The sequence below is a fragment of the Lysobacter sp. TAF61 genome (assembly GCF_052113485.1).
Taxonomy (GTDB): Bacteria; Pseudomonadota; Gammaproteobacteria; order Xanthomonadales; family Xanthomonadaceae; genus Lysobacter_J.
Window position 1 is genome coordinate 739,664 of the sequence record NZ_JBFRDH010000001.1, and the last position, 22,601, is coordinate 762,264.

General features: G+C 66.7%; 19 protein-coding genes and 9 tRNA genes. 8 read left to right on the top strand and 20 right to left on the bottom strand.

The annotated features are described in order from the left end of the window. Position 1 precedes the first annotated feature (1 nt). Positions 2-751 carry a 3-deoxy-D-manno-octulosonic acid kinase gene (locus AB4Y64_RS03295; RefSeq protein WP_441815003.1) on the bottom strand — a complete coding sequence of 250 codons (750 nt, stop codon included), beginning with the start codon at positions 749-751 and terminating at the stop codon, positions 2-4. Between the two features lie 126 nt (positions 752-877). Here AB4Y64_RS03295 and AB4Y64_RS03300 point away from each other — a divergent pair, with 126 nt between their 5' ends. Then, positions 878-1,987 carry a glycosyltransferase family 9 protein gene (locus tag AB4Y64_RS03300; protein WP_441815004.1) on the top strand — a complete coding sequence of 370 codons (1,110 nt, stop codon included), beginning with the start codon at positions 878-880 and terminating at the stop codon, positions 1,985-1,987. Continuing rightward, the gene (locus tag AB4Y64_RS03305) at positions 1,987-2,337 is read left to right on the top strand and encodes a hypothetical protein (RefSeq protein ID WP_441815005.1); all 351 of its coding nucleotides are present in this window, start codon (positions 1,987-1,989) and stop codon (positions 2,335-2,337) included. The genes AB4Y64_RS03300 and AB4Y64_RS03305 overlap by 1 nt, the downstream gene beginning before the upstream one ends. Positions 2,338-2,389: 52 nt before the next feature. Here the strand turns inward: AB4Y64_RS03305 and AB4Y64_RS03310 are convergent, their stop codons facing one another. After that, complete coding sequence (locus AB4Y64_RS03310) at positions 2,390-2,797, bottom strand: DUF6165 family protein (protein WP_441815006.1); 408 nt, start codon at positions 2,795-2,797, stop codon at positions 2,390-2,392. Positions 2,798-2,947: 150 nt separating this feature from the next. On the opposite strand from AB4Y64_RS03310, the gene AB4Y64_RS03315 reads away from it, so the two are divergent. Together AB4Y64_RS03315 and AB4Y64_RS03320 are read left to right on the top strand one after the other, a co-directional pair. After that, a tRNA-Ser gene (locus tag AB4Y64_RS03315) sits at positions 2,948-3,038 on the top strand. A 148-nt stretch (positions 3,039-3,186) separates the two neighbouring features. Then, positions 3,187-3,891 carry a PP2C family protein-serine/threonine phosphatase gene (locus tag AB4Y64_RS03320; RefSeq protein ID WP_441815007.1) on the top strand — a complete coding sequence of 235 codons (705 nt, stop codon included), beginning with the start codon at positions 3,187-3,189 and terminating at the stop codon, positions 3,889-3,891. A 37-nt stretch (positions 3,892-3,928) separates the two neighbouring features. On the opposite strand, the gene dnaQ is transcribed toward AB4Y64_RS03320, so the two are convergent. From dnaQ to AB4Y64_RS03335, 3 genes are all read right to left on the bottom strand, one after another. Then, positions 3,929-4,672: a DNA polymerase III subunit epsilon gene (dnaQ, locus tag AB4Y64_RS03325; protein WP_441815008.1), complete on the bottom strand. Its 744-nt coding sequence runs from the start codon at positions 4,670-4,672 to the stop codon at positions 3,929-3,931. A gap of 85 nt (positions 4,673-4,757) precedes the next feature. After that, positions 4,758-5,237 (bottom strand): ribonuclease HI, encoded by a 480-nt coding sequence (rnhA, locus tag AB4Y64_RS03330; protein WP_441815227.1) that lies wholly within the window; start codon positions 5,235-5,237, stop codon positions 4,758-4,760. Positions 5,238-5,304: 67 nt separating this feature from the next. Next, a complete protein-coding gene (locus AB4Y64_RS03335) occupies positions 5,305-5,970 on the bottom strand; it encodes a hypothetical protein (protein WP_441815009.1) in 666 nt (221 codons plus the stop codon). Between the two features lie 175 nt (positions 5,971-6,145). On the opposite strand from AB4Y64_RS03335, the gene gloB reads away from it, so the two are divergent. From gloB to AB4Y64_RS03350, 3 genes are all read left to right on the top strand, one after another. Beyond that, complete coding sequence (gene gloB / locus AB4Y64_RS03340; protein WP_441815228.1) at positions 6,146-6,913, top strand: hydroxyacylglutathione hydrolase; 768 nt, start codon at positions 6,146-6,148, stop codon at positions 6,911-6,913. Next, complete coding sequence (locus AB4Y64_RS03345) at positions 6,910-8,127, top strand: transglycosylase SLT domain-containing protein (RefSeq protein WP_441815010.1); 1,218 nt, start codon at positions 6,910-6,912, stop codon at positions 8,125-8,127. Before gloB ends, AB4Y64_RS03345 begins: the two co-directional genes overlap by 4 nt. A 165-nt stretch (positions 8,128-8,292) precedes the next feature. Continuing rightward, a complete protein-coding gene (locus AB4Y64_RS03350; protein ID WP_441815011.1) occupies positions 8,293-9,087 on the top strand; it encodes an enoyl-ACP reductase FabI in 795 nt (264 codons plus the stop codon). Positions 9,088-9,732: 645 nt separating this feature from the next. Here the strand turns inward: AB4Y64_RS03350 and AB4Y64_RS03355 are convergent. From AB4Y64_RS03355 to AB4Y64_RS03420, 14 genes are all read right to left on the bottom strand, one after another. Next, a complete protein-coding gene (locus tag AB4Y64_RS03355; protein ID WP_441815012.1) occupies positions 9,733-11,712 on the bottom strand; it encodes a peptidyl-prolyl cis-trans isomerase in 1,980 nt (659 codons plus the stop codon). Positions 11,713-11,997: 285 nt separating this feature from the next. Further along, positions 11,998-12,074 (bottom strand) — tRNA-Asp (locus tag AB4Y64_RS03360). Between the two features lie 112 nt (positions 12,075-12,186). Beyond that, positions 12,187-12,263: transfer RNA gene (locus AB4Y64_RS03365), tRNA-Asp, on the bottom strand. Positions 12,264-12,298: 35 nt separating this feature from the next. Continuing rightward, positions 12,299-12,373 (bottom strand) — tRNA-Val (locus tag AB4Y64_RS03370). 13 nt (positions 12,374-12,386) lie between these two features. After that, complete coding sequence (locus AB4Y64_RS03375; RefSeq protein WP_158734067.1) at positions 12,387-12,659, bottom strand: HU family DNA-binding protein; 273 nt, start codon at positions 12,657-12,659, stop codon at positions 12,387-12,389. A 207-nt stretch (positions 12,660-12,866) separates the two neighbouring features. Further along, on the bottom strand, positions 12,867-15,299 hold the full coding sequence (gene lon, locus AB4Y64_RS03380; protein ID WP_441815013.1) for an endopeptidase La: 2,433 nt from the start codon (positions 15,297-15,299) through the stop codon (positions 12,867-12,869). A 244-nt stretch (positions 15,300-15,543) separates the two neighbouring features. Continuing rightward, a complete protein-coding gene (gene clpX / locus AB4Y64_RS03385; protein WP_241919905.1) occupies positions 15,544-16,836 on the bottom strand; it encodes an ATP-dependent Clp protease ATP-binding subunit ClpX in 1,293 nt (430 codons plus the stop codon). A gap of 173 nt (positions 16,837-17,009) precedes the next feature. Further along, a complete protein-coding gene (gene clpP / locus AB4Y64_RS03390) occupies positions 17,010-17,636 on the bottom strand; it encodes an ATP-dependent Clp endopeptidase proteolytic subunit ClpP (protein WP_441815014.1) in 627 nt (208 codons plus the stop codon). A 147-nt stretch (positions 17,637-17,783) separates the two neighbouring features. Further along, entirely contained in the window at positions 17,784-19,079 is a 1,296-nt protein-coding gene (tig, locus tag AB4Y64_RS03395; RefSeq protein WP_441815015.1) for a trigger factor, read from the bottom strand. 347 nt (positions 19,080-19,426) lie between these two features. Next, positions 19,427-19,511 (bottom strand) — tRNA-Leu (locus AB4Y64_RS03400). A gap of 112 nt (positions 19,512-19,623) precedes the next feature. Continuing rightward, positions 19,624-19,699, bottom strand: a tRNA-Lys gene (locus tag AB4Y64_RS03405). 65 nt (positions 19,700-19,764) lie between these two features. Next, positions 19,765-19,841: transfer RNA gene (locus AB4Y64_RS03410), tRNA-His, on the bottom strand. A 36-nt stretch (positions 19,842-19,877) separates the two neighbouring features. Continuing rightward, a tRNA-Arg gene (locus AB4Y64_RS03415) sits at positions 19,878-19,954 on the bottom strand. Between the two features lie 97 nt (positions 19,955-20,051). Further along, positions 20,052-20,128: transfer RNA gene (locus AB4Y64_RS03420), tRNA-Pro, on the bottom strand. A 168-nt stretch (positions 20,129-20,296) separates the two neighbouring features. Here AB4Y64_RS03420 and AB4Y64_RS03425 point away from each other — a divergent pair. Then, on the top strand, positions 20,297-21,055 hold the full coding sequence (locus AB4Y64_RS03425; protein WP_441815016.1) for a Bax inhibitor-1/YccA family protein: 759 nt from the start codon (positions 20,297-20,299) through the stop codon (positions 21,053-21,055). A gap of 45 nt (positions 21,056-21,100) precedes the next feature. On the opposite strand, the gene AB4Y64_RS03430 is transcribed toward AB4Y64_RS03425, so the two are convergent. Continuing rightward, positions 21,101-22,462 carry a Na+/H+ antiporter NhaC family protein gene (locus tag AB4Y64_RS03430; protein ID WP_441815017.1) on the bottom strand — a complete coding sequence of 454 codons (1,362 nt, stop codon included), beginning with the start codon at positions 22,460-22,462 and terminating at the stop codon, positions 21,101-21,103. Between the last annotated feature and the right edge of the window lie 139 nt (positions 22,463-22,601).

The window sequence follows — 22,601 nt, forward strand, 5'->3', positions numbered from 1 at the left end:
CTCAGTAGCCTCGATCCCAGGCGCGGTCGTAGGCCTCGCGCAGGCGACTGAAATCGCGCTCGACCTCCTCGACGCTGCGGTTGCCGCGCAGTTTCAGCAGCGAACGTTTGAGGCGCGCGAGGTTGCGCTCGCGCCAGGCGGTGGCAGGGATGCGCATGCGGCCACGGTCGAGGTCGATGATCCAGCCTCTACCGGTGGTGGTGAACAACAGGTTGTGGGCATTGAGGTCGGCATGATCGAGCCCGGCCCGGTGGGCGCGAGCGATCAGGCGACCGGCCTCTTCCCAGGGGGCACCATCGCCTGCCACTGCGGCGCGGTCGGCCAAAGTGCGCACGTCGTCGAGTCGCTCGAGGAGGATCGCAGCGCGGTAGAACATGCCGTCGCGGCGGTAACAGGCGGCGATCGGGCGCGGCACCGGCACGCCCTTCTCGGCCATGGTCCGGGTCAGGCGGAACTCGGCGAAGCTGCGCGTACTGCCGGCGCCGTTCCACCAGTAGCGGTCGCGGCTGACGCGCGCGGCCATGCCACCGCGCAGGTAGCGGCGCAGCAGCGCCGGGCCGAAAGGCGCGTCGACGAACCAGGCGCCACCGCGCCCGCCGCTCTCGACCGGGCGTGCGCGCTGTTCCCAGAACGACGGAACGAACCACTCCGGGCTCGCTTGCCGCACCCGGTTACGGTCGAACAGAATGGCTCCGTAACCGCTGTCGTCGCGGAACGGTGTCAACTCTTCGGTAGCATCGAACCCCGTCATTCCCCGGAGTCTAGCAATTCACGTGCCCAGCAATCTGCCTTCACGCGCCACATGCACGTTGCCCGGGTCGGCTGCCGGACGCCCGGCCCGGTCGCGGCCTGCCCCACCAGCCAGGACGCGCGACGCATGAAGGCCACGAACCCGCCACCGGCGCCGGCATCGATTTGCCTGCTGCGGCTGTCGGCACTGGGTGATGTCACCCATGTCGTGGCGCTGGTGCACACGCTGCAGACGGCCTGGCCGCAGGTCCGGTTGACCTGGGTGATCGGCAAGGGCGAACACCGCCTGCTGGCCGGCCTGCCCGGCGTGGACTTCATCGAGTACGACAAGAAGACCGGCCTGGCCGGCATGCGCGCACTTCGTCGCGAACTGCGCCAGCGCCTGGGTGCGCAGCGCCGTTTCGATGCGCTGCTGCAGTTGCAGGTCGCCGCACGCGCCAACCTGCTCTCGGCCTTCATCCCGGCGCGCAGGCGAATCGGCTACGACCGCTCGCGCTCGAGGGACCTGCACGGACTGTTCGTCAACGAACGCATTGCCGATCGCCCCGGCATCCACGTGCTCGATGCGATCGGCAGCTTCTGCGAGCCGCTCGGCCTGCACCAGGACCGGGTGTACTGGAATCTGCCGGTGCCCGACGAGGCGCGGCACTGGGCGCGCGAGCAATGGCCCGACGACGGCACGCCGACCATGCTGGTCTCGCCGTGCTCCAGCCATGCCCTGCGCAACTGGCGCCCGGAACGGCACGCCGCCCTGGCCGATCACGCCAGCGCGCGCGGCTGGCGGGTGGTGCTGTGCGGCGGTCGCAGCGAACTGGAACGCCGCACGGCCGACGCCATCATCGCCGCCATGCAGCATCGCGCACTCGACCTGGTCGGCAGGGACACGCTCAAGCAATTGCCAGCGCTGCTCGAACGCGGCCAGCTGCTGGTGACGCCGGACTCCGGCCCGATGCACATCGCCAACGCCATGGGCACCAAGGTGCTGGGGTTGCACGCAGCCAGCAACCCGGCCCGCAGCGGACCGTACAGCGATCGCCGCTATTGCACCGACCGCTACGACGATGCCGCGCGCAAGTACCTGGGCAAGCCCGCGGCGGAACTGCGCTGGGGAACCAAGATCGAGCACGACGGCGTCATGGACCTGGTCACGGTCGAAGACGCCATCGCCGCGTTCGAACGCTACTGCGCCGACCACCTGCCGCCGCGCGCGCCCCACACAAACCCGGAGACGACGTGATGGCAGCCTGGTTCACCGTGGTCGCGCCGCTGCTGCCGGAACTGATCCGCGCCGCCCGGCCGATGTTCACCCGCAGCAAGGAGCCGACCCAGATTCCGCAGCAGATTCGCGAGCTGCAGGATGCGGTCGACCAGAACCACCAGGCGATCAAGACCCTGGCGGCCGAAATGGAAATGACATTGACGGCGCTGAAGCAGGCCTCGATGGAGCTGGAGCGCACCATCGCCGAATTGCGCCAGCAGCAGGCCGCGCAGGAACAGCGCCTGGTGCGCGTGCAGCTCGTGTCGGTGGTGGCGGCGACCGTGGCGCTGCTGTCGTTCGCGGTGGCCGCGTACGCGCTGGCCACGTGAGCGTTCCGCGGGACCCATCGGGCTCCCGCGGCGGACGGTCAGGCAGTAGCGGTCACGGAGTCGCGCCGGTCCGGTAGTCCTGGTACGACTTTTCCTCGACGTAGGACGAGCCCAGCGCCAGGTTGATGTCCTTCTTGATGCGGGCGCGCTCGTCGTTCTCGAAATACACGGCGCGCGCCAGGCGCACGAACTCCTCGTCGAAAGCCTGCGCCTTCTCCTTGATGCGGATGTCGTCCTCGATCACCCACAGGCGCTCGTTGACGGCCTTGAGCTCTGCACGCAGGCGGGCGATGTCCTTGCCGGCGGCCGGATGGGCCATCCAGGTCTGTTCAAGCGCGGACAGTTCGTTGCGGACGTTGGCCAGCTTGGCGGGGTCGCTCATGCGCTCGGACTTGATCTGCAGGATGGAGATCTTGTCGAGCAGTTCGCCAAAGGACACCGGGACCAGGATTTCGGACATGACGACGCCGTTCGTTCAAGGGAGCGCTAGTGTAGCCGGGCGGGTCGGCGCTGGCCGCGCCGGTCCGCGCGCCGGTCGACGCGCCAATCGATCAGGACGCTTGCCGCAGACGCGCAAGCCCCGTAGAATTCCCGGCTCGCTGCACCACCCGGAGAGGTGGCAGAGTGGTTGAATGTACCTGACTCGAAATCAGGCGTACGTTTATAGCGTACCGGGGGTTCGAATCCCCCCCTCTCCGCCAGATTCACGCAAACGCCCCCTCGTGGGGCGTTTTGCGTTGCGGGGCCCTGCTTCTCCTTGCCTCGCGGCCGCTCGGCCACGATGATTCCGTTACTGGCCAGCAAGTACCCGGCATAAAGCACCATGACAGCGACCGGCATCATCGACGCATGATCGAATTCGGACACCTCACCCACGTCGGCCTTCGCCGCGAGCTCAACGAAGACACCTACTACGGTGACGGCGAGCTGGGACTGTGGCTGGTCGCCGATGGAATGGGCGGGCACGAGTACGGCGAGGTCGCCAGCGCACTGGCACGCGAGACCATCGTCCGCGAGATCCGCGACGGCACGCCGCTGGCGCAGGCCATCCGCATCGCCGACGAAGAGATCATCCGCACCTCCAAGCGCCGCAACGACGCACTGCCCATGGGCACGACCGTGGTCGCCGCGCGCATTGCCGGTAGCCGCTTCGAAGTGGCCTGGGTCGGCGACAGCCGCGTCTACCTGTGGCGCGAAGGCCATCTGGCGCAACTGTCGCAGGACCACAGCTATGTCCAGGAACTGATTGCCAATGGCGCGATCACCCATGAACAGGCGCGCAGCCATCCGCATCGCAATGTGGTGACGCAGGCGCTGGGCGTAACCGACCCGCGCAACCTCAACGTCGAGACCATGACCGGCGAGCTCAAGCCGGGCATGCAGCTGTTGCTGTGCAGCGATGGCCTGACCGAGGAGGTCGACGATCGCGGCATCGCCCGGGTGCTGGCGCAGGACGACTGCAGCGCGCAGGAATGCGTGGACTCGCTGGTCGCCGCCGCACTGGACGGCGGCGGCTCCGACAACGTCACCGTCATCCTCGTCCGCCACCACTGAAAGCTCAAAGCTCCCGGCCTCGCGCCGGGGGCCCGGCTCAGGCCGGCTCGAGCACCGCTGCGGATTCTGCTTCGGCGACCACGATGAACTGGTCCCAGACGCACTTGCCCGCCTTCTTTCGCAGCTTTTCCAGTCGCGCGTCGTGGGCGGCCAGCTCGTCCGCGGCAACCTGCACGCGCGGACGCGCCGCCGCCGGGTCGGTGCGGTAACTGACCACCGCCGCCTGCGCGGCAGCCGCGTCGCTGGCGAAACCGATCTCCTCCTGCCCGGAGGTCAGGGCGAGGTAGACCTCGGCGAGGATCTGGGCGTCGAGCAATGCGCCGTGCAGCTGGCGATGCGAGTTGTCCACGCCCAGCCGCTTGCACAGCGCATCGAGCGAGTTGCGCTGGCCGGGGAACCGCTGCCGAGCCATCAGCAGGGTGTCTTCGACGTTGCAGCGATCACGCAGGCCGACGTGCTGCTGACCGAGCAGGCGCAGCTCGTTGTCGAGGAAGCCGACGTCGAACGCGGCGTTGTGGATGATCAGCTCGGCGCCTTCGATGAAGGCGAGGAACTCTTCGGCGACGTCGGCGAACACCGGCTTGTCGGCGAGGAACTCCAGGGTCAGGCCGGTGACTTCCTGCGCACCCTGCTCGAAGTCGCAGTCGGGCTTGAGGTAGACGTGGAAGGTGCGGCCACTGGGGCGTCGCTCGATGTACTCCACGCAGCCGATTTCGACCACGCGGTTGCCGCGTTCCCAGCTCAGGCCGGTGGTTTCGGTATCAAGGATGATCTGCCGCATCGGCGCCATTCTCACACGTTCGCCGCCAGCATTGGCAGCTGGCTGGAGCACTTGAGCACGGGCCAGGCGTTCAGGAAAGCAACCATCAACGCGCCACCGCCGAACCGCCGCGCAGGCGCTGCGCCTGCAGGCGCGCGAGCACGTCCACGCGCTCGTTGTCGGGGTCGCCGGAATGGCCCTTCACCCATTTCCACTGGATCGAATGGCGCTGCGCTGCGGCATGCAGGCGCTCCCACAGGTCGCGGTTCTTGACCGGGTCGCCGCCGGCCGTCTTCCAGCCGCGGCGGACCCAGTTGCCGATCCATTCGGTGATGCCCTGGCGCACGTATTGCGAGTCGGTGTGCAGGACCACCTCGCACGGCTCGCTGAGCGTTTCCAGCGCCATGATCGCCGCCATCAGCTCCATGCGATTGTTGGTGGTATCGGCTTCGCCGCCGGCGACTTCGCGTTCGCGCCCGCGAAAGCGCAACAACGCGGCCCAGCCGCCAGGGCCGGGGTTGCCCAGGCAGGCGCCGTCGGTGTGGATATCGACCTGCTTGCGCGTGTCGACGCTGCTTGCGTCCATCTTTGCGTCTGTACTCATCGCGGCATTATCGCCGCCATCGCGCTCAAGTTGCAGTCGGCATCGCGACCTAGACCTGGCTCCAGCGCAGATTGCGCAGCGGCGTCGGCGGAATCAATGCGTGCACGCGCTTGTTGACGGTCAGGGCGATCCCGGCGCGCAAGCGGTCGGCCGCGCCGACGCCGACTTCGCCATGGGCGACACGCCAGTGCGGACCCAGCCACTGCAGGCTGACCGATTCCACCGCGAAGCCGGTTCGCCGCAGTGCCGACTGCCAACCACCCGGATCACGCGCGTGCAGGCCGTTGCGCGCCCAGCGCGCGCGATACGGACTCCACGGATTCAATGCCGCCAGCCACAGCGTGCCGCCCGGCATCAGCATGCGCGCGCAGTCGTCGAGAACGAGGTCGATCGCGAACCCGTCGTCGAGGGCATGCTGGATCAGGATCGCGCCGAAAGCCTCGCTGGCGAACGGCAGCGGCAGGCGGCACCGCACCCCGCCGTCGAAACCGGCGCCGTTGCGGCGCAGCGCCAGTCCGCGGCCTCCGGCAACCTCCGGCGCGGCGGATCCGGCCACGCCCAGCCATGCCCAGGGGGCGGCCGGGGGCCGTGACGCCAGCACCCGCGCCATCGCGGCCTCCTGCACCGCCAGCAGGCCCTGCCCGGCCTGGCTGCTGAACCAGGCCAGCGGCTCGTGGGCCGGGTCGGGTTGACGGGGGTGGGAATGCGGAGGCATGGTCGGGGCCGGTTTTCGGTGGCGCGGCTGGGTTCCCTCGATTGTGCGGCACGCCCACACCCACCGGGCAAGCTCCAGGCCCGGCAAGCGCCAGGCCGGGCAACCGGCCGCAACGGCATCCGTCCAGCCATCACCGCGCGCCAACCGTCGCGCCATCATCCAGGGACCCATGCGCATGCGCCTCCAGGCCCTGCCTGCCTTGAGCGACAACTACATCTGGACCTGCGCCGACGATGACGGCGCCAATGCCCTGATCGTCGACCCCAGTCAGGCCGGGCCGGTACTGGCTGCGGCCGATGCCGGGCTGCAGCCGGTCGGGATCCTGCTGACCCACCACCACAACGACCACATCGGCGGAGTCCCCGGGCTGCTCGAGCGCTGGCCCGGGCTGCCGGTGATCGCCCCGGTCGATGACCGCATCACCACCGCCACGCGCCGGGTCGGCGACGGCGACCGCGTCGAGCTGGCGGGCTGGCGATTCGACGTCATGGCCCTGCCCGGCCACACGCTCAGCCATGTCGCTTACGTCGGCCACGACCTGCTGTTCTGCGGCGACACCCTGTTCAGCCTCGGCTGCGGGCGCCTGTTCGAGGGCACGCCCGGGCAGATGCATGCGTCCCTGACCCGGCTGGCGGCCCTGCCCGGCCGGACCCGGGTGTGTTGCGGACATGAGTACACGCTCTCAAACGCCACCTTCGCCGGCGTGGTAGAACCCGGAAACCCGGCGCTGAGGCGTCGCACCGAGGAAGCCAGGACGATGCGCCAGACCGGTCAACCCACCCTTCCCAGCACGATTGCCAACGAGCTGGACACCAATCCTTTCCTGCGGGTAGACAGCGCCGCAGTGCGCGCGGCCCTGCAGGCACAGTTCGGCCAGGCCCCGGCCGACAGCGTTGACGCATTTGCCGCACTGCGGCGCTGGAAGGACGGATTCGTCGCGTGACCTGCGCCCGCTCCTGGCGCCGGCTGGCCGCCGGCCTCTGCCTGGGCCTTGCCCTGGCGCTGCCGGCCCTCGCGCTGCCGGCCATGGCCCAGCAATCCCAACCCCAGCCACAGGCCGCTGCGGAGGCGACCGCTGCGGCGACCCGCAACGGCCGCGAAATCTACGAAAACTTCCGCAGCGGGCTGGCCGAGCCCGAATGCGAGGCCGGTGGCGTGTCCAAGCGCTGGCGCCAGCACTTCGCAACCGCGCCCAAGCGCCTGGCCGCCGACGACGACCTGCTGCCGCTGTTCGGCTACGTGGTCGACGCACTGCGCCAGGCCCACCTGCCCACCGAATTCGCCCTGATCCCGTTCGTCGAAAGCGGCTACCGCCCCGGCGCGCGCAGCCCCGCAGGCCCGGCCGGGCTGTGGCAGATGATCGCGATCACCGCCCGCAACCACAAAGTACCGATGCGCAGCGGCTATGACGGCCGCCTCTCGCCGATCGACTCGACCACCGCCGCGGTGCGCTACCTCAAGACCCTGCACGGCATGTTCGCCGGCGACTGGCGACTGACGGTGATGGCTTACAACGCCGGCGAGTACCGCGTGCTCGGCGCACTCAAGCGCGGCGGCCAGGTCGCGCGCAACGCCAACCCCGAGCAGCTCCCCGGCCTGTCCGACATCACCCAGGCCTACGTGCGCAAACTGCACGCGCTGTCGTGCCTGATGGAGCAGGCCGACGACCGCGAGGAATGGCTGCATTCGCTCGACCGCCCGGTACCGCGCCTGCAGGCGGTGACGCTGCCGCCGGAGATCAAGCGGATCGACCAGTGGGCCGCGCGCACCGGCCAGGATGCCGATCAGCTCAAGCGACTCAACCCGGTATTTGCCGACACCATCGGCACTCGGCCGGCGCGCCTGCTGGCGGTGGCGTACACGGGAAGCGGCACGGCAAGCGGAGGGGATGCCGTGGCGGCAATGCCGGCGCAGGCGTCTCCTCCCGCTTCGCCGGCGCCGGACCAGCCGGCGGTGACCGAAACATCGCGCAGGCACACCGTCCGCCGCGGCGAGAACGCATCAACCATCGCCCGCCGCTACGACGTCCGCGTCGCCGACCTGATGCAACGCAACGGACTTGCTGGCAATGCCGTGCTCAAACCCGGCCAGTTGCTGGTGATCGACCGGCTCGACAGCCAGGCCGACCACGTCCCGGGCGAGGCCGGATCGCCCTGACGGCGGCGCTGAATGCGGCATCGAGGGCGGCGCCACCCTACGCCGCCGCATCGTCAAAGCGCGCGGCAACGCCCGCAACCGGCCGCCGCTGGCGGCTACACTAGAGTCTTTGCTCGACCGCGCTACGATCACGCAGCGGTCACCATCATCAGAAAGGAAAGGCTCATGGGTTTCATGCAAGGCAAGCGTGCACTGATCACCGGCATCGCCAGCGAGCGCTCGATCGCCAGCGGCATCGCCGAAGCCATGCACCGCGAAGGCGCGCAGCTCGCGTTCACCTACCAGAACGAGAAGCTCAAGTCGCGCGTGGAGTCGGCCGCCGCCGAGTACGGCAGCAACATCGTGCTGCCGCTCGACGTCAGCGATGACGCGCAGATCGCCGCCTGCTTCGAGCAGCTCGGCCAGCACTGGGCCGACGGTTTCGACGTGCTCGTCCACGCGATCGCTTTCGCGCCGCGCGAGGCCATCGCCGGCCAGTTCCTAGACGGCCTGACCCGCGAGAACTTCGCCATCGCCCACGACGTCTCGTCATACTCGCTGTCGGCGCTGGCCAAGGCCGCGCGGCCGATGATGAAGGGCCGCAACGGTTCGATCCTGACCCTGAGCTACCTCGGCGCCGAGCGTGCGCTGGCCGGCTACAACCTGATGGGCGTGGCCAAGGCGAGTCTGGAGTCGTCGGTGCGCTATCTCGCCGTCAACCTCGGTCCGGAAGGCACTCGCGTCAACGCGATCTCCGCCGGCCCGATCAAGACGCTCGCCGCCGCAGGCATCGCCGGCTTCCGCAAGATCCTCGGCCACGTCGAAGAGAACGCGCCGCTGCGCCGCACTGTCACGATCGAAGACGTCGGCAACGTCGCCGCGTTCCTGTGCTCGGACCTGGCAAGCGGCGTCACCGGCGAGGTCACCTACGTCGATGCCGGTTACAACATCCTGGGCATGACCGGAATTCACAGCGACTGATCGGCGTTTGTGGTTCTGCTGGAAAAGGCCCGGCATTGCCGGGCTTTTTTTGTGCTCTCTGTCTGGTGGGGAGGAGGTGGGGTGTATTCCGTGGACCTCCGCTTCGCTTCGTTAATCGTCCACGAAATACACCCCACCCCCTCCTTCCCGAAGCTGCGGCCGCTTCATTGACTTCGCGTGTTGGCGCTCTTGTACTGCCCGCGTGACGCAGCTGCGAGGGTCGGACTTGGGCTGCAGCGATCAAGGGCGGGGTCCGTGCCCTGCTCATTCGCGCGTCCGCTCGGTGAGCTCAGGCCCGGACGCCCGCGAAAGGATCAGGTGGCTTCAAAAGAACGGGTACTCGTCATTCCCGCGAAGGCGGGAATGACGGCTTTTGGACGAAGGCCGGGCAATGAATTGGCAGAGCGTCGTTCGACGGGTCGGGGATTGATCCGCAGCGGGACATGGATGTCCCGCGCCCCGCATCGGACATGGATGTCCGACTAAGGGGCGGAGCAATCCCCGGCCCGGCGGACGGCGCCCTTCGGAAGCCCCACGCCCCACGCCCCACGCCTCACGCCTCACGCAGCACGCCTCTCGCAGCGCCTCACCAAAAAAAGCCCGGCAATGCCGGGCTTTTTTCGTTGCAGGAGCGACCAGCAACCGTCAGAGATTGCGCTCGACCACCGTCACCGTGACGCGTTTGCGCATCGACGACACCAGCGCGCGCACATCGTCGTTGCCGCCGAAGCCGGCGACCTGCTGCTGCACCATCTCGCGCTGCGCCGGCGGCATCGAAGCCACGTCGCCCGGCGTGACCTTGCTGACCGTGAACAGCACGACCCGCCCATCGGCCAACTGCGACTGGCCAACCGAGACCTTGCCGGCGGCCGGTGCCGCGACAGCGAAGATCGCCTCGGCCACGCTGGCCTCCGGCACCGGAGCGCCGCGCGGCACATTCGGCAACACCTGCGGCGGCGGCAACAGACGCGACGCCGCGATTGCCTCCAGCGACTCGCCTGCCTTCACGCGCGCCAACAACGCATCGGCATCCTTGCGGGCCGCCTTCGACGCACGATCGGCGCGCACCGCCGCGATCACCTGATCGCGCACCTGCGCCAGCGTCAACGCACGCTCAGGCGTGTGCGACGTGACACGGATCAGCACGCTGTGGCCCGGCTCCAGCTCGATCGGATCGCTGATGGTGCCGTCCTGAATCAGATTGTCGGAGAACGCCGCACGCAGCACCGCCGGATTGGCGGCAACGCCCTGCGCGTTCGAACGCGAGAACGGGCCCAGCTTCTGCAGCGGAATGTTCATCTCGCGCGCGGCCGGCGCCAGCGAAGAAGGATTCTTCAACGTCAGGTCGACCAGGCGGCTGCTGAACTCACTGGCAGCACGCTCACGATCGGCTTCGGCCTGCTCGCGCGCAAGCGTCTCGCGCACCTGCTCGAAACTCTCCTGGGCACCGGCCTTGAGGTCGCGAAGCTGGATCACGTGCCAACCGAACTCGGTCTTGACCGGACCACTGATCTCGCCGGCCTTCATTGCAAACAGCGCCGACTCGAACGGACCAACCATCATGCCCTTGCTGACCCAACCCAGATCGCCACCGACCGCCTGCGAACCGGTGTCGTCGCTGTTGGCGCGCGCCAGCGCGGCGAAGTCCGCGCCCGGCGCCTTGGCCTGCGCGGCCAGCTGCGTGGCCTTCTGCTCCGCCGCCTTCTGCGCCGCCGCGTCCGCACCCTCGGGCACGCGCACGAGGATGTGCGAGGCCAGGCGCTGCTCGGCTTCGGTGTAACGGTTCTTTTCCTGCTCGTAGCGCTGGCGCAGCGTGGCCTCGTCGGCCGGAGCCGGCGCGGGCAGCGTTGCACTGTTGACCTCGACGAACTCGATGGTCACCGCTTCCGGGGCGCGGTAGGTCGTGGCATGGCCGTCGTACCACTTCTGGATTTCCGCCGCGCTGACCGCGCCGGTGTCGGCAACGGCCGGCGGCAGCGGAAGCACGCTGGCGTCGCGTCGCTCACCGAGCAGGCCCAGCAGCCTGTCCATTTCCGCAGCGGTGACGAAATTGCTGCCGGCCACACCCGCAACCACCATCGACTGCTGCAGGCTCTCGCGCACCACCTGCTCGAACTGCCGCTCGTTCTGTGCCGGAACCTGCGAGGCCAGCGCCAGCTTGTAGCGCGTGTAGTCGAACTTGCCATCGACCTGGAACGCCGGAACTTCCTGGATCGCCTTGCGCACCATCGCATCACTCACGACCATGCCGTCGCGTTGCGCGGAGAGCTGCTGCACGCGTGCATCGATCAGGCCGTCGAGGATCGCGCGCTTGTTGTCGACGCTTTCGAAGGCGCGTGCATCGAATGCCTCGCCCTGCTGTGCGCGCTGGCGCTGGCGTTCCTGTTCGAACGCCCTGCGGAACTCGTCGATGCCGATGGAATCGTGCTGCCAGAACACCGACACCGGCCAGAACGACGGCGCCGACGGCCACCAGGTCGGCGGCGCGTCGATCTTCGCCACCGAGTTGTCGGTGCGCTGGCCCAGGTACTGCTCGATGCCGACGAAGGCGAAGGGAACGATCAGCAGGCCGAGGATCACGGTGGCGATCCAGCCCGAAGTCTTGTCGCGAAGTTTCTGCAGCATGTCCGGTACGCGTCAGTCGTAAGCCGGACAGTTTAGCGTGGTTGGAGGCCTGCAAACGCAAGGGGCCGGGGCCAATCCGGGGGACGACCAGCCCTGCCCGGACCGCGCTGCACCTGCCCGGGGCGCAGGCAAAAAAAACGCGCCGTTGCCGGCGCGGTTCAAAAATGAGGGCGCCAGAGGCGCACCACGAAAAATAAGGGCGCCATAGGCGCGTCTCAGAAAAGATAAGGCGCCACAGGCGCATCTCGAAAAAATAAGGGCGCCAGAGGCGCCCTCAGGTAAAACTGGCGGAGTGGACGGGACTCGAACCCGCGACCTCCGGCGTGACAGGCCAGCATTCTAACCGACTGAACTACCACTCCGCGCTTTGAAACATGGCCTTGGCGGCCCGGCTCTGGACCCGCCAAAGACGGAAATCCATTGCCCTTACCCTTTGGAAAACAAAGGCGCCGTTCCCGGCGCCTTTGGCGAAACTGGCGGAGTGGACGGGACTCGAACCCGCGACCTCCGGCGTGACAGGCCAGCATTCTAACCGACTGAACTACCACTCCGCACTTTTGAAAACGTTCACAGCCTGGTGCTTATCTGGTGGGTGCTGAGGGTTTCGAACCCCCGACCCTCTCCGTGTAAAGGAGACGCTCTACCGCTGAGCTAAGCACCCGCGTGCGAGTCGCTTAGTTTACGGCATCCTTGAGCGCCTTGCCAGCCTTGAACGAAGGATTCTTCGAGGCCTTGATCTTGATCGTCTCGCCGGTCTTCGGGTTGCGGCCCTGGCGGGCGGCGCGCTTGCGGACCTGGAACGTGCCGAAGCCGACCAGCGTCACCGTGTCGCCCTTCTTCAGCGCCTTGGTGACGACGCTGATCACTGCGTCGACGGCGTTGGCGGCATCGGTCTTGGACAGCTCTGCAGCTTCGGCGACGGCGCCAACAAACTCAGCCTTGTTCATTCGTTTTGACTCCCTGTGCGGATGTTGCCGCATGTTCTGATAATCGGGACATGCGCCCGATCGACTGGTGCCGCGCAGATGCTGAATTCACCAGCTCTCTGCGCGGACGCAGCCGTTATACCAGCGGCATTTTAGGGGTGCAAGCCTGAAAGCTAGCTGTGGCGCGGCTTCCAGCGTTCTCGAACTTGATCCAACGCGTTGCGCTGATCAATGTTTGAGGTCTGCCTGGGCCATGGTGCCGGTGCCGTCGCGCACCTGTACCTCACCCTGTCCCGCTGGCGGCACGGGTGCCAGCGGACGTTCCAGAGCGATGTCGAGCACCTCGTCGATCCATTTCACCGGAATGATCTTCATGCCCTGCGTCACCGGCTTGGGCAGGTCGACGAGATCCTTGCGGTTTTCATCGGGAATGATCACGGTGCGGATGCCGCCACGCAGTGCCGCCAGCAGCTTCTCCTTCAGGCCGCCAATCGGCAGCACGCGCCCGCGCAGGGTGATCTCGCCGGTCATGGCCACGTCGGCCTTGACCGGGTTGCGGGTCAGCATCGACACCAGGGCCGTGGCCATGGCGATGCCTGCGCTGGGGCCGTCCTTCGGGGTCGCGCCTTCGGGCACGTGGACGTGGACGTCCTGCTTCTGCAGGAAATCCAGGTCGATGCCGAGACGCTCGGTGCGTGCACGCACGACTGAAAGCGCCGCCGAAGCCGATTCCTTCATGACGTCGCCAAGCTGGCCGGTCAGCAGCAACTGCCCCTTGCCCGGCACCAGCGTCGTCTCGATCTGCAACAGATCACCGCCCACTTCGGTCCAGGCCAGGCCGGTCACCAGGCCAATCTCGTTCTGTTCCTCGGCACGTCCGAAGTCGTAGCGGCGCACGCCCAGGTACTTGTCGAGGTTCTTCGAGGTGACGTTGACCGCTGTGGCCTTGGCCTTCTTCGCCTTCGGACCGGCGAGCGCGATTTCCTTGACCACCTTGCGGCAGATCTTGGCGATCTCTCGCTCCAGGCTGCGCACGCCGGACTCGCGCGTGTAGTAGCGCACGATGTCGCGCACGGCGCTCTCGGCGACCTTCAGCTCATCCGGCTTCAGGCCATTGGCCTTGATCTGCTTGGCCATCAGGTAACGCATGGCGATGTTGAGCTTCTCTTCCTCGGTGTAACCCGGGATCCGGATCACTTCCATTCGGTCGAGGAGCGGGCCGGGAATGTTGAGCGAGTTCGACGTCGCCACGAACATCACTTCCGACAGGTCGAGGTCGACTTCCAGGTAGTGATCGTTGAACGCGTTGTTCTGCTCGGGGTCGAGCACTTCCAGCAGCGCCGAAGACGGATCGCCACGGAAGTCCATCGACATCTTGTCGATCTCATCGAGCACGAACAGCGGGTTCTTGCTGCCGATCTTGTTGAGGTTCTGCACGATGCGGCCCGGCATCGAACCGACGTAGGTACGACGATGGCCACGGATCTCGGCTTCGTCACGCACGCCGCCAAGCGACATGCGCACGAACTTGCGGTTGGTCGCCTTGGCGATCGACTGGCCGAGCGAGGTCTTGCCCACGCCGGGCGGTCCGACCAGGCACAGGATCGCGCCCTTCATGTGCTTCACGCGCGACTGCACGGCGAGGTACTCGAGGATGCGTTCCTTGACCTTCTCCAGGCCGAAGTGGTCGGCATCGAGCACGTCCTGCGCGGCCTTGAGGTCCTTGCGGATCTTGCTGCGCTTCTTCCACGGCACGCCGAGCAGCCAGTCGAGATAGTTGCGCACGACCGCAGCTTCGGCCGACATCGGCGACATCTGCTTGAGCTTGTTGAGCTCGGCCTTGGCCTTGGTTTCCACCGGCTTGGGCATGCCGGCTTCGGCGATCTTGCGGGTCAGCTCGTCGATGTCGTTGGGCGCGTCATCGATCTCGCCCAGCTCCTTCTGGATCGCCTTCATCTGCTCGTTGAGGTAGTACTCGCGCTGGCTCTTCTCCATCTGCGACTTGACGCGGCCGCGGATGCGCTTCTCCAGCTGCTGCACGTCGATCTCGCCGTCGACCAGGCCGACCAGCAATTCAAGGCGCGTGCCGATGCCGTGCGTCTCCAGCAGCTTCTGCTTGTCGCCGATGCGCACGCCCAGATGGGCAGCGATGGTGTCGGCCAGGCGGCCGGGCTCGTCGATGCCGGTCAGCGTCTGCATCAGCTCCGGCGGCAGCTTGCGGTTGGTCTTTACGTACTGTTCGAACAAGCCCATCAGCGAACGCGCGATCGCTTCGATCTCGCGCTCTTCGCGATCGCTTTCGGGCTCGACGATTTCGGCCTGGCCGGTCAGTGCGCCGCCGCTTTCGACGACGTCATGCACGTTGACGCGCGAGACGCCCTCGACCAGCACCTTGATCGTGCCGTCGGGAAGCTTGAGCAGTTGCAGCACCTGGGCCAGCGTGCCGATCTGGTAGAGATCGGCCGCGCCCGGATCGTCGGTCTCGGCGGACTTCTGCGCGACCAGCAGGATGCGCTTGTCGGCTTCCATGGCCTGGTCGAGGGCATGGATCGACTTGTCGCGGCCGACGAAGAGCGGGATCACCATGTGCGGGAACACGACGACATCGCGCAACGGCAGTACCGGCAGGCTCAGCGTCTCGCGGTCTGGTGAGTCGGTCATGAGGGGGGACTCCGGATAAGCGTGGACGGGCTCGACGCCCGAGGGATCGGTGGGCTTCAAATGCCCATGGCCACGGTTATGGGGGTCCGCGCGAAAGGATGCAAGCGGCGCGCAGGGAAAGCTGCGGGCCGGTCACAATTAATCCTTATGAATCAGCCAATTAGCCGCATTCTGCGGGCATCGGCCACAGCTCCCGGCCGAGCGGCCGGGAGGAACCTGAATGGCCCCCTCAGGGGCCGTGCGCTCAGTCGGCGGAAGCGACCTTCGGCGCCGCCGGCGGCGGGGTCTGGTAGATCAGGTACGGCTCGGTCTTGTGGTCGATTACCGACTCGTCGACCACGACCTTGCTGACGTTCTCCAGCGACGGCAGCTCGTACATGGTGTCGAGCAGGACCGACTCGACGATGGTGCGCAGGCCACGGGCACCGGTCTTGCGCTTGAGCGCCTTGCGGGCGATCGCGGCCAGGGCATCCGGGCGGAACTCCAGCTCCACGCCTTCCATGTCGAACAGCTTCTTGAACTGCTTGGTGATGGCGTTCTTCGGCTCGGTCAGGATCTTCACCAGCGCCGGCTCGTCGAGTTCCTCCAGGGTCGCGACCACCGGCAGGCGGCCAACGAACTCGGGGATCAGGCCGAACTTGATCAGGTCTTCCGGCTCGACGTCGGCCAGCAGCTTGCCGATGTCGGACTTGCGCTCACTGCTCTTGACCTTGGCGCCGAAGCCGATGCCGCCGGCCTCGGTGCTGCGCTGCTGGATGATCTTGTCCAGGCCTGCAAACGCGCCACCGACGACGAACAGGATGTTGCGCGTGTCGACCTGCAGGAATTCCTGCTGCGGGTGCTTGCGACCGCCCTGCGGCGGCACGCTGGCCACGGTGCCTTCGATCAGCTTCAGCAGCGCCTGCTGCACGCCTTCGCCGGACACGTCGCGGGTGATCGACGGGTTGTCGCTCTTGCGCGAGATCTTGTCGATCTCGTCGATGTAGACGATGCCCTGCTGCGCCTTCTCGACGTCGTAGTCGCACTTCTGCAGCAGCTTCTGGATGATGTTTTCCACGTCCTCGCCGACATAGCCGGCTTCGGTGAGCGTGGTCGCATCGGCGATCGTGAACGGCACGTTGAGCAGGCGCGCCAGCGTTTCGGCCAGCAGCGTCTTGCCCGAACCGGTCGGACCGACCAGCAGGATGTTGGACTTGGCGAGCTCGACGTCGTCGTTCTTCTGACGGCTCTCGATGCGCTTGTAATGGTTGTACACGGCGACCGCGAGCGTGCGCTTGGCGCGCGTCTGGCCGATCACGTACTGGTCGAGCACCTCGAGGATCTCGCGCGGCTTGGGCAAGTGGCTGCGGGCCGACTGCGCCTTTTCCTCGAGTTCCTCGCGGATGATGTCGTTGCACAGCTCGACGCACTCGTCGCAGATGAACACGCTCGGGCCCGCAATCAGTTTGCGGACCTCGTGCTGGCTCTTCCCGCAGAACGAGCAATAGAGAATCTTGTTGCTGTCGCCGGTGCTGCGGCCCTGTCGGTCGTCGCTCATGCTTGTGCCCAAGTGGTGCTTTTGGTGGTGCTCGTGTCAGAACCCGTCCAAGCCTGGACGTGTTCAGGTGCTACGGCCCGAGAATAACACAGCGATCCGGCCCGCTTCGCGGGCCGGCTCGTTGGCCGAAATGGTTGCTGGATCAAGGACCTGGACGGACTCAGAGGGCTGTCTCAGGTCGTCTGGATGGAGTCATCCGGGCGCCGCTCCAGCACCTGGTCGATCAGGCCGTACTCACGGGCGGCCTCGGCGCTCTTGAAGTTGTCGCGCTCGGTGTCGCGCGCGATCGTCTCAAGGGCCTGGCCGGTGTGCTTGGCGAGGATCTCGTTGAGGCGCTGGCGCAGGGTCAGGATCTCGCGGGCGTGGATGTCGATGTCCGTCGCCTGGCCCTGGAATCCGCCCAGCGGCTGGTGGATCATCACGCGCGAGTTCGGCAGCGCATAGCGCTTGCCCTTGGCGCCTGCGGCCAGCAGCAGCGCGCCCATCGAAGCGGCCTGGCCGACGCAGATGGTGCTCACGTCCGGCTTGATGTACTGCATGGTGTCGTAGATCGCCATGCCGGCGGTGACCACGCCGCCGGGCGAGTTGATGTACAGGCTGATGTCCTTCTCGGGGTTCTCGGCCTCGAGGAACAGCATCTGCGCCACGATCACGTTGGCGACGTGGTCGTCGACGCCGCCGACCAGGAAGATCACGCGCTCCTTGAGCAGGCGCGAGTAGATGTCGTAGGCGCGCTCGCCTCGGCTGGTCTGTTCGACCACCATCGGGACGAGGTTCAAAGCTCGGGTCAGGTTGTCCATGGAATCGACGGCACCTTGGGTCTGGAATTGGGCGCTTGGAAGCGTAATACGGTCAAATTGGGGCCAACCGGACCGGAGCGCAAGGGGCACGTACGCAGATCGCTCCGGACCGCGACGGCGAAGCCGCCGCGGTGCCGGACGAAGCGGTTACTGGCGGATCGCTTCGTTGAACGACAGCGGCTGCTCGTTGTGCTGGGCGCGCTCGGCGATCCAGTCGATCACCTGCTCTTCCATCACGCGGGCCTGCAGGCCCGACATCAGCTGGGCGTCGTTGCGGTACAGCTCGATCACCTGCTGCGGTTCCTCGTAGGTCGAGGCAATCAGCTGCAAGGTCTCGGTGACGCGCTTGGATTCCAGGCGCAGCTCGTTGCGGCGGGCGATCTCGCCGACCAGCAGGCCGACCAGCACGCGCTTGCGCGCGGCGTCCATGAAGCCCATGTGCGCGTCGGCCGGGATCTCGCCGATGGCGCGGCCCTGGCGGCGGGCGGTCTCGATGGTCTGGCGGGCCATGTCGCGGGCCTCGCCCTCGACCAGCTTCGGCGGCATCTCGACGTGGGTGTAGGCAGCGATGAGCTGCTCGCCGACTTCGCGACGCAGGCGGGTCATCAGCGCGCCCTTGAGCTCGCGCTCCAGGTTGCTGCGGATGTCGGCGCGGAACTGCTCGGCGTCGCCGCTGCGCACGCCGAAGCTCTTGATGAAGGCGGCGTCCACGTCCGGCAGGACCGGCTCGGAGACCTTGGTCGCCTTCAGGTGCACCTGGACGGTACGGCCGGCGAACTGCGGCACGCGCCAGTCGCTCGGGAACTCGACTTCGGCAACCTTTTCCTCGCCGGTCTTCAGGCCGACCAGGGCCGACTCGATCGCCGGGAACATGGCGGCCGAACCGATGATCGTGGCGCCACGCTCGACGCCCTCGGCCGGCAGGCGCTCATCGCCCACCTGCGACCAGGTCTCGATCTCAACCGCGTCGCCGACGGCGGCTTCGCGCTCGACGGCATTCCAGCTGCGGCGCTGCAGGCGCAGGTTTTCGATCATCGCGTCGATGTCGACGTCGCTGACTTCCGCGGTGTGGCGGACCACGTTGAGCTTGGCGACGTCGATGTCGCCGAAGTCCGGCACCACTTCGAAGGTGGCGACGTAGGCCAGCTCTTCGCCCGTGGCCGGGACGATCTGCGGGTTGCCGGCGATCTGCAGCGACTGCTCGCGCACGGCATTGGTGAAGCCTTCACGCAGCAGCCCGTCGAGGACCTCGGCGCGAACCTGGGCGCCGAAGCGCTGCTCGATCACCTTTGCGGGGATCTTGCCGGGGCGGAAACCCTTGATCTTTGCGCCGCGCGAGATCTCGCGCAGGCGACCGCCGACCACAGCTTCCAGGCGATCCGCCGGGAGGCTGAAAGTCATGCGACGTTCGAGGTTGCCGAGCGATTCGACCGAAACTTGCATATCCACTCCTGCCACCGCGGCGACCTGCCACGGCACGATGTTGATGATCCTGTCCGACCGCGGCCGCAGCGGAAAACGAGCCCGCCGGCCAGCGGAACGGAATAGTTTCGCCGATTACGGGCCGCGGTGCCAGCGTGGGCGGCGATTCAGGAAGAGGGTTGGTGTGGGGGGCCGGAATCGGCGGAGCGAGGCCACCGGGGATGCGGCAGCCCGGGCCGTTGGGGTGACCACTCGCGAGCGCTCGCTCAATTGCAATGGCAGCCTGGCCCGGCAACAGCCGGGCTGGTTGAGGGCGCTACTCGCGAGCGCTCGCTCAATTGCAATGGCAGCCTGCCGGTACGGCAGGCTGGTGCGAAAGGCGGGACTCGAACCCGCACGCCTTGCGGCACTGGAACCTAAATCCAGGGCGTCTACCAATTCCGCCACTTTCGCATTGCCGGGTGCAGGGACGAGGCCACTGCGCGGCGCATTCTAGGCCGGAAAACCAGATTCGGGCACCGGAAAAGAAAAAAGCACCTGGGGTTGCCAGGTGCTTTTCCGGGATTGGTGGGCCGTCAAGGATTCGAACCTTGGACCTATTGATTAAGAGTCAACTGCTCTACCAACTGAGCTAACGGCCCGGAACAACCAGGTGCGAAATCATATCAACAAAAATCCACTTCGCCAATATGACTCGCCAACAAGATGGGGTGGCTGAGGGGACTCGAACCCCCGACATCTGGAATCACAATCCAGTACTCTAACCAACTGAGCTACAGCCACCATAAAGCTTGTTTTACGCACTATTTTCGCACTTTGTGGCGCGCCCGGCGGGACTCGAACCCACAACCACCGGCTTAGAAGGCCGGTGCTCTATCCGGTTGAGCTACGGGCGCCAGCGTCGCATCTTAACTGACACTCGAAACTGGCACTCGGCAGCACCTTCCTGCTCCGTCCCGGATCATCACTGATCCTTGTCGAGCACCTGGCGGATGGTCGGGGCAGAGGGATTCGAACCCACGACATCCAGCTCCCAAAGCTGGCGCTCTACCAGGCTGAGCTATACCCCGGTCCCGGACTTCCGTTGCGCGCCAACGCCGCGAAAGGCCGGCTAGTTTGGGCGGATGACGTCGCCGTGTCAACGACGCATCACCGCGAACACGCCGGCACGGCGCACCTCGTCCGGCATGTATGCTTGCCCCGTTCACATTCCACCGACTCGAACCAGGGGCACATGCATGCGCAGCGGCAATCCGGCACTCAAGGACTCCACCTTTCTGGACCTCGCCAGCGGCACGGTGGTGCGCCGCGACGGCGACGCCATGACGCTGGCCGGCACGGTCAACAAGACCGGTCTGCTGTTGCTGCTGTGCGTGATCACCGCGACTTTTGCCTGGAGCCAGGTCAGCTTCACCGCTGACGGCGTCGTTGGCGCTGGCCCGTATGTCTGGGGTGGCGCGATCGCCGGCCTGGTGCTGGCGCTCGTCACCGTGTTCAAGAAGGAATGGTCGCCGGTGACGGCGCCGCTGTACGCCCTGGTCGAAGGCTTCTTCCTGGGCGCGATCTCGGCCATGTACAACCACCTTTACCAGGGCATCGTCCTGCAGGCGGTCATGCTGACCATCGGCACGCTGTTCGCACTGCTCTTCGCCTACCGTTCGGGCCTGATCAAGGCGACCGAGAACTTCAAGCTCGGCGTCGCCGCCGCCACCGGCGGCATCGCCCTGCTCTACCTGGTGACGATGGGCCTGGGCATGTTCGGCATCAAGGCGCCCTTCATCCACGAATCGGGATTGATCGGCATCGGCTTCAGCCTCTTCGTGGTGGTCATCGCGGCGATGAACCTGGTGCTGGACTTCGACTTCATCGAAACCGGCGTCGAACAGAACGCTCCCAAGTACATGGAGTGGTACGGCGCGTTCGGGCTGATGGTCACGCTGGTGTGGCTGTACGTCGAGTTCCTGCGCCTGCTGTCGAAGCTGCAATCGCGCAACTGATTCAACCATTGCAACGAAAAAGGGCGCGGATTTCCGCGCCCTTTTTTATTGCCGCTTCGCCGCCGCGCCGCCCTGGTGGCCAGCCGCATCCAGCGGCTCGCCCGCCGCCTTGCGCTGCGGCCACAGCATCGCGATCACCGTGATCGCGCCCAGCAGCCAGCTGTAGTGGACGCTGCCTGCCAGCGCCAGGGGCGACACCGCGCCCAGCGACGCGGCCAGCAGGATCTGTGCGCCATAGGGCAGCACGCCCTGGGTGACACAGGCGAAAATGTCGAGAACGCTGGCCGCGCGCGCTGGCGGCACCCCGTGCTGCTGGGCGATGTCCCGCGCCAGACCGCCGCTGATCAGGATCGCGACGGTGTTGTTGGCGGTAAACACATCGGTCGTCGCCGACAGCGCGGCGATGCTGATTTCGCCGGCACGGCGACTGCGATGTCCACGCGCGAAACGCCCGATCACCTGCGCCAGCCAGCTCAGCCCACCGGTGGCTTTCATCAACGCACCCAGCCCGCCGACCAGCAGCGACAGCAGGGTGATTTCGATCATGCTTTCGAACCCCTCCCAGATATGGGTGGAGTACGACGCGACACTGAACTCGTCGGAGAAGACCGCGCCGAACCCACCGGCAATCACCAGCCCCAGGCTGAGCACGATGATCACGTCGACGCCGGCCAGCGCCAGCCCGAGCACGACCAGGTACGGCACGATCAGCCACGGCGTGACCGGATCGAGCGGCTGCACGGGTGCGGTCTCGGCGACCAAGCCCAGCACGATGACGGTCAGGACCGCGGCCGGCAGCGCCAGCTTCAGGTTCTCGCGGAACTTGTCGCGCATGCTGCAACCCTGGGTGCGGCTGGCGACGATGGCGGTGTCTGAAATCACCGAAAGGTTGTCGCCGAACGTGGCGCCGCCGATCACGGCGCCGAGCACCAGCGCGCGATCGAGCCCGGATGCGTCGGACACCCCGAGCGCGATGGGCGCGACGGCGGCAATCGTGCCCATCGAGGTGCCCAGCGACAGAGAGATGAAGCCGGCGACGACGAACAGGCCCGGCAGCAGCAACGCCGGATGCACATGGCCGATGCCGAGCGCGACGATCGCATCGACCGCACCGATCGCCTTGGAGACTTCGACGAAGCCGCCGGCGAGCAGGAAGATCAGGCACATCAGCACGACGTTCTGGTCGCCCATGCCCGACAGCAGCGTCTCCAGCGGCTTCAGGCCACGACGCCACGCGATGAATGCCGCCAGCGCCAGCGCCGGCAGGATCGCCACCGGCGCCCGCAGCTGATAGAAGCCCATCGCCTCGCCGTGCGTCGTGTAGTACAGGCCCGCACCGAAGAACAGCGCCAGGAACAACAGGAGCGGCGCCAGCGCCAGGGCGCTCGGGCGGACCGATTCGTTCATCTTTCTATCCGGATGGATTAGTAATCCCGCGGATTTTGCAGTGCAGCAAGGTCGCTGTCGAGTGCATGGGCGGAACGGTGGCTGCGCATGGGTGGTCCCGCCCAGAACGCGGGCGCCCAAACGAAAACGGGGCGCCACA

Coding starts and splice junctions, on each gene's coding strand:
- AB4Y64_RS03430 (WP_441815017.1), bottom strand. CDS start 22,462: ATGAACGAATCGGTCCGCCCGAGCGCCCTGGCGCTGGCGCCGCTCCTG.
- AB4Y64_RS03320 (WP_441815007.1), top strand. CDS start 3,187: ATGATCGAATTCGGACACCTCACCCACGTCGGCCTTCGCCGCGAGCTC.
- AB4Y64_RS03375 (WP_158734067.1), bottom strand. CDS start 12,659: ATGAACAAGGCTGAGTTTGTTGGCGCCGTCGCCGAAGCTGCAGAGCTG.
- AB4Y64_RS03295 (WP_441815003.1), bottom strand. CDS start 751: ATGACGGGGTTCGATGCTACCGAAGAGTTGACACCGTTCCGCGACGAC.
- AB4Y64_RS03310 (WP_441815006.1), bottom strand. CDS start 2,797: ATGTCCGAAATCCTGGTCCCGGTGTCCTTTGGCGAACTGCTCGACAAG.
- clpP (WP_441815014.1), bottom strand. CDS start 17,636: ATGGACAACCTGACCCGAGCTTTGAACCTCGTCCCGATGGTGGTCGAA.
- clpX (WP_241919905.1), bottom strand. CDS start 16,836: ATGAGCGACGACCGACAGGGCCGCAGCACCGGCGACAGCAACAAGATT.
- tig (WP_441815015.1), bottom strand. CDS start 19,079: ATGCAAGTTTCGGTCGAATCGCTCGGCAACCTCGAACGTCGCATGACT.
- AB4Y64_RS03305 (WP_441815005.1), top strand. CDS start 1,987: ATGGCAGCCTGGTTCACCGTGGTCGCGCCGCTGCTGCCGGAACTGATC.
- AB4Y64_RS03335 (WP_441815009.1), bottom strand. CDS start 5,970: ATGCCTCCGCATTCCCACCCCCGTCAACCCGACCCGGCCCACGAGCCG.
- AB4Y64_RS03355 (WP_441815012.1), bottom strand. CDS start 11,712: ATGCTGCAGAAACTTCGCGACAAGACTTCGGGCTGGATCGCCACCGTG.
- lon (WP_441815013.1), bottom strand. CDS start 15,299: ATGACCGACTCACCAGACCGCGAGACGCTGAGCCTGCCGGTACTGCCG.
- AB4Y64_RS03300 (WP_441815004.1), top strand. CDS start 878: ATGAAGGCCACGAACCCGCCACCGGCGCCGGCATCGATTTGCCTGCTG.
- dnaQ (WP_441815008.1), bottom strand. CDS start 4,672: ATGCGGCAGATCATCCTTGATACCGAAACCACCGGCCTGAGCTGGGAA.
- rnhA (WP_441815227.1), bottom strand. CDS start 5,237: ATGGACGCAAGCAGCGTCGACACGCGCAAGCAGGTCGATATCCACACC.
- AB4Y64_RS03425 (WP_441815016.1), top strand. CDS start 20,297: ATGCGCAGCGGCAATCCGGCACTCAAGGACTCCACCTTTCTGGACCTC.
- gloB (WP_441815228.1), top strand. CDS start 6,146: ATGCGCCTCCAGGCCCTGCCTGCCTTGAGCGACAACTACATCTGGACC.
- AB4Y64_RS03350 (WP_441815011.1), top strand. CDS start 8,293: ATGGGTTTCATGCAAGGCAAGCGTGCACTGATCACCGGCATCGCCAGC.